Source organism: Streptococcus sp. W151, assembly GCF_053010205.1.
Window position 1 is genome coordinate 1 of the sequence record NZ_JBRKNT010000012.1, and the last position, 4904, is coordinate 4904.

Genomic DNA, 4904 nt, shown 5'->3' on the forward strand with positions numbered 1-4904 from the left:
CGTTTATACGGGTCAAGGTTCTACTGATTTGGCTCTAAGAAATGATAATGACTGGGTTAAAATATTTACGATTTTAACGACGTATGAGCCGAAAAACAAGCCAAAACCAAAAGATGATGAAGAAGAAGATAAACCCGCGGTAAATATAACGCGTATTGATATCGCGTTAGATGATTATGATGAACTCGTTAAATTTGATGATATTGAGAAAAAACTCAAAAAGGGGCATTATCGGTCATCAAAACGCTCGTATAATATTGTCAAAACTTCTGACCAGAATGGTCAAAAATTAGGCGAAACAATCTACATCGGCAACGCTCGCAGTGCGAGTGGCAGTCGCGGAAATACATATTTACGTATGTATGATAAGCTAGCTCAATATAAAGAAAAAAATCAACTTGTAACGTCTGATGTTCGGGAACATTGGAAAAAAACAGGCAAGGAAGTTTGGCAACGTTATGAAATTAGCTTTTCAAAATGTTATACAAATAGTATTGTTGAAGATATCTTAAACGGTGAAAGTATTGATAAAATCTTCAAGAGCTCGCTTCGAAATCTCTTAGAAATTTTAACCCCGAGGGGCAAGAATAAAAATCGGTGGTATAAGACGCGGTGGTGGGAAGATTTTTTGCAGTATGATGAGCGCAAGGGGTTTGATTTGCCAGAAAGAGATGTGATGCTTGCTGAAACTATGGAATGGCTTCGAGTAGCAGTTTTACCGAGTTTAAACGTACTCGAAAAAATCGGACAGGAGCGCGGATTTGATATCTACGATTTGCTTCGAAAGGCAAAAAAACCTAACGAGCTATCTAAAAAGCAAAGTAGAATAATTTCAGATACACGAAACAAGTCAGATGAAACAATTAATGACTATCTGACTAAATTTTTGCTTGGTATAGAAATCAAAAGAGAGCGAGGTGGCGAATAATGGCTATCACCTATAAAAAGAACGCTCAGAACGTCTATAAAGTGCCTTTTTACGTTCAGTTTTGGACTTGGTGGGCTTTAGTTTTAGCTTTGGCCATTTTGTCTTTGTTGCTGGGGCTGGTTGTATCGATTAAACTTGTTCAAATGGTTTTGTGGTCGCTGGTCGCTATATTGACGATTTGGCGGGCGTATGCGCTGACAGGGTCAGTAATTAAAGCGGGGACAATCGGAAAATATATCACCGAGAAAAAGGCAGAAAAAGCAGTCACTAAAAGCTTGCTTGCAACTATGGCAGTTAATCGCTTACAGGACACACCACACATATCTGTTCCCTCCGTGAGGGTGGGCGCCAGCCTACCCTCACACATAACAGTTACCGTGGAGAAATTAGCTGGTATGTATGATATCGAAAAGCTCACAGAAGATATCAATTCTAGTTTTCGAGATAAGCTGGGAGCGTATGCGGTAACATCTGCAATGATAACATCAGATGGATTGTATTATAAGTTTGTACTCGAGGACGTGGGAACTGATAAAACATGGCGACCAGCGACCATGGACGACATAAAGGCTGAAAAGTATATCATCAAGCTACAAAAAGGGCTAGAGATTAATCTTTCAGAAAGAGCCCATATTTCAGTATGGGGCAAAACTGGGAGTAAGAAAACTACTGTACTTTTTGGCATAATACTCCAGCTTTTTACAATGGGCGCAGATGTTCGCTTCATCGATGGAAAAGATGAATTTAGTTCATTCAAAGGTTTTTGTCCAGCTGATAAAATTGTATCGGATATTGACCCAGTTTTTGAGCAGCTAGAAGATATTCTAGCCATTATCAAGCAACGTCAGAAGATAATGGCTGATGAGGTTCAGAAACGTCAAAAAATAGGTCTGAAAGCGTCAGAAGTTGGGCTTCAACCTGTTGTGCTGGTTGCTGATGAAATTGGTTCTATTGTTGCTCTTATGGACTCTAAAGAGTCTAAAAAGTTTGTTGCTAACTTAACGGCTATCATTCAAAGAGGGCGCTCTGTGGGTGTCTCTGTCATTGCTAGCACCCAAGACCCAAGTACAGACACGCTACCGCAAAAAATCCGTCAGCAATTCTCAACAAAAATATTGCTCGGTTCCGCTAATGCAGACACGCAACGCATGGCATTTGGCGAGATTGCAACAGTCGGAAACGTTGAAGACTTTCGCGGATTTTATGTTTGCGACGGACTGACAACGCAACCGATGATGTATTTTGTCTGCGATTTGTATTCGCACAATTTCAACGGTTTGGAAGCATTTGAGAAAGCGTACAATCTCGGATTAAAAAATAAACAACAAAAATAAAAAGGTTTTATGCCGTATTTTTGTTTGATAGCAAGCTACGCTAAAACAAACTTGTTTTAGGAGTTGTGAAGCTGGAAAGCTCGCGACTCCTAAAATTAAAAAGTTTGTGCGTAGGTTACTTGCTGTCAAATTAAAATACGTATAAATCTTTTTTTGTTGTTTATTTTTTATTTCCAGAATTGCCACCATTTTTTATGCTCGATGAGTTTTGTATCTCGATTATAAATAATCTGTTGCAAGTTTGCGATTTGTATATCTTTTGTTTTTAATTGTTCTCTTAAAATTTCAATGATAGCACTAGTGCTATCATCTTTGCTATCATTGATATCATTACTGCTATCATTGCTGTTTTTATGATTTAAGAGTTTTTGCTTGATATATTCATTGACTGAAAGTCCTTTATCTTTAGCTTTCTTGGTGATTTCTTCCTTTTCTTCTTTAGTGGTTCTTAAAATTATTTGTACTGATTTGTTATCTGCCATGATATCATATTTCTTTCTTGTGCTATCTTTGTGCTATCACTTTTTTGTTACGTAATGTTTATAAGGATCACGTAATTTTGCTGTTGTGAATGCCATTCCTTCTGTTGGTAAAACTTCAGGGTCACTTTCGAAATTTTTGTAAAATGAGTAATCTGCTTTCCATTCTTCTTCGTTTAAATCAAAGTGCAAATTAAATAGAGCTTCGATCATGACTTCCATTTTTTTGTAGGACGGGATTTCATGAATTTCAGGATTATCACGATTTGACTTTTTAAAATCGCTTGTTAAATTGTAAGCTTTGATTTCGTTGAGTTGTCTTTCAAATTCAATGTCTTCTGCTTGGAATTTTGATAACTTCAAAAAATATGGCTTCATTTTTTCTTTTAATTCTGCCAAAACCTCGTCAGTTAATTCGATTGATTTTGTTTTTGCAGTTTTGCGTGTTGCTGGTTCTTGTTCGGTCGTCCACGCTTCAATTTTTGATAATTCACGAGATATTTTCGTTTTAATTTTATTGTACGTGTTTTTATCCAAGTCGTAAATTTTTTGCTGTAATTCTATAAATTCGCGGATTGTCATATTTCATGCACCCCTTTATATTTTAGTATCTAAAAAATAGCAAATTGTAACTATATTTGCATAAAGTGTAACACTTTTTATATTAAAAATCAAGTAATAAATAGGGATTTGAGCTTGTCAAACGAGTTACATAGTGATATAATGTAATTAACCTAAAGGAAAGGAAGAATTCCATGAAACATGATAAAACAGCAACGTTGCGAAACATGATAATCCGTGATTACAGTCGTTATCGTGATGATTTATTAGATACTGATAAATCGTTATTCGAACGATTTAACGAGTTAGAACGCGAACGCAATAACGATATTTTTGATTATGCTGATTTGTTGCAGTTGCTTGATGAATTAGATGGATTTACAATTCAAAAATCGGGCGATAGTTACAAATCAAAAATTATCGATTATATCGAAAAATTGTAAACTAGTTTGACAATGTTTTGTTGAACTAGTATAATAAAACCGTCCGTGAGTCGTCGAACAACTCGCGGACAACAAAAAAAGTCTTACCTAGACCTGGCAGTCAACTCAGTAAGACTCTCACTTTTTTTCGAACAAAACCATTATACCAAAAAAGGCCTCAGTGGGTCAAGTAGGGTGGTTAAATAAAAGTAGAGTGTCTTTTCTAAAGTGTTTGCAGGTCGTGGTAAGCGACAACATTTTAGAAAGGACATTTTTTTGTATGTCACAAATTGAAAAATTGAAAGCTCTGCAAGAGAGCAAAAACAAAACCGCAAACTTAACGCTATTTAGCAACCTAGTTGTTATCGACGTGGGAATTAGGGCGAGTCAACATTTCCCAAAATTGAAAGATGATTTAGGAAATAAAATCAAGGATGAAAATGGCAAGGATAAGCGTTCTGAAGTTTCGGACGGGTATACTTACTCTTTCATTGAGTTTGCTACTGGGAAAATGGTTAAAATTGTTCTTCCAGAAGAACGAAAATTTGAGCTCTTGGGTTCGTATAAGGTTGCTGGACTTGGGTACGATATCAAACAAGCTAACATGATTTACATCGAACAAAAAGGGCAGATTGCTGAATATTAGCCTATAACGTGGGACAGTGGGAGCGAAGCTCCCACTGGTAAGCCCCCCTCAATAATCATGGGGGCACCACGTACATCGTGAGGTGCTGAAAGCCTTAGAATGAAAGGGCTTTAGATACAATTTGGCACTTTTAAAAATTTTGACAATTGAGGATATATAAACATGCAAAAATACAAAATAGACTGGCTCTCGTTATCGTCCAAATGTTACGATGAAGAGCCAACAAATACACTTGATGAAAATCTGCTTGAATTGCTCGGTTATGATTTCAAGGAGTTCGAAAAATGCTCAGGAAAAAACTTTTACAACCAAGGTGCAACGCTTGGGAACTATGTCAGCGTTTATTGGAACGATTACACAGATACAAAAAATCCCGTTCGAAAAAATAGCTCGGCAACAATGAACGTCGTTTATACGGGTCAAGGTTCTACTGATTTGGCTCTAAGAAATGATAATGACTGGGTTAAAATATTTACGATTTTAACGACGTATGAGCCGAAAAACAAGCCAAAACCAAAAGATGATGAAGAAGAA

General features: G+C 36.7%; 6 protein-coding genes and 1 pseudogene. 5 read left to right on the plus strand and 2 right to left on the minus strand.

The genetic code is table 11. The annotated features are described in order from the left end of the window. Positions 1 to 928: replication initiation factor domain-containing protein (locus ACVC7Q_RS09830; RefSeq protein ID WP_447265716.1), on the plus strand; the 928-nt coding region annotated here is incomplete at its 5' end. After that, positions 928 to 2262, plus strand: coding sequence for a type IV secretory system conjugative DNA transfer family protein (locus tag ACVC7Q_RS09835; protein ID WP_447265717.1), 1335 nt, complete (start codon positions 928 to 930; stop codon positions 2260 to 2262). The genes ACVC7Q_RS09830 and ACVC7Q_RS09835, both read left to right, overlap by 1 nt. A 167-nt stretch (positions 2263 to 2429) precedes the next feature. Here the strand turns inward: ACVC7Q_RS09835 and ACVC7Q_RS09840 are convergent, their stop codons facing one another. Further along, on the minus strand, positions 2430 to 2744 hold the full coding sequence (locus tag ACVC7Q_RS09840) for a plasmid mobilization protein (protein ID WP_447265718.1): 315 nt from the start codon (positions 2742 to 2744) through the stop codon (positions 2430 to 2432). Positions 2745 to 2780: 36 nt separating this feature from the next. After that, positions 2781 to 3323, minus strand: a complete 543-nt coding sequence (locus ACVC7Q_RS09845; protein WP_447265719.1) for a hypothetical protein — start codon at positions 3321 to 3323, stop codon at positions 2781 to 2783. 173 nt (positions 3324 to 3496) lie between these two features. Here ACVC7Q_RS09845 and ACVC7Q_RS09850 point away from each other — a divergent pair, with 173 nt between their 5' ends. From ACVC7Q_RS09850 to ACVC7Q_RS09860, 3 genes and pseudogenes are all read left to right on the plus strand, one after another. Next, a complete protein-coding gene (locus tag ACVC7Q_RS09850) occupies positions 3497 to 3745 on the plus strand; it encodes a hypothetical protein (RefSeq protein WP_447265720.1) in 249 nt (82 codons plus the stop codon). A 259-nt stretch (positions 3746 to 4004) separates the two neighbouring features. Then, complete coding sequence (locus ACVC7Q_RS09855) at positions 4005 to 4370, plus strand: hypothetical protein (protein WP_447265721.1); 366 nt, start codon at positions 4005 to 4007, stop codon at positions 4368 to 4370. 162 nt (positions 4371 to 4532) lie between these two features. After that, positions 4533 to 4904 (plus strand): annotated as a pseudogene (locus ACVC7Q_RS09860) (replication initiation factor domain-containing protein); the annotation flags it as partial.

What these genes read in the sequence shown, in the direction of transcription:
- ACVC7Q_RS09850 (WP_447265720.1), top strand. Translation starts at nt 3,497, where the DNA reads ATGAAACATGATAAAACAGCAACGTTGCGAAACATGATAATCCGTGAT.
- ACVC7Q_RS09840 (WP_447265718.1), bottom strand. Translation starts at nt 2,744, where the DNA reads ATGGCAGATAACAAATCAGTACAAATAATTTTAAGAACCACTAAAGAA.
- ACVC7Q_RS09855 (WP_447265721.1), top strand. Translation starts at nt 4,005, where the DNA reads ATGTCACAAATTGAAAAATTGAAAGCTCTGCAAGAGAGCAAAAACAAA.
- ACVC7Q_RS09845 (WP_447265719.1), bottom strand. Translation starts at nt 3,323, where the DNA reads ATGACAATCCGCGAATTTATAGAATTACAGCAAAAAATTTACGACTTG.
- ACVC7Q_RS09835 (WP_447265717.1), top strand. Translation starts at nt 928, where the DNA reads ATGGCTATCACCTATAAAAAGAACGCTCAGAACGTCTATAAAGTGCCT.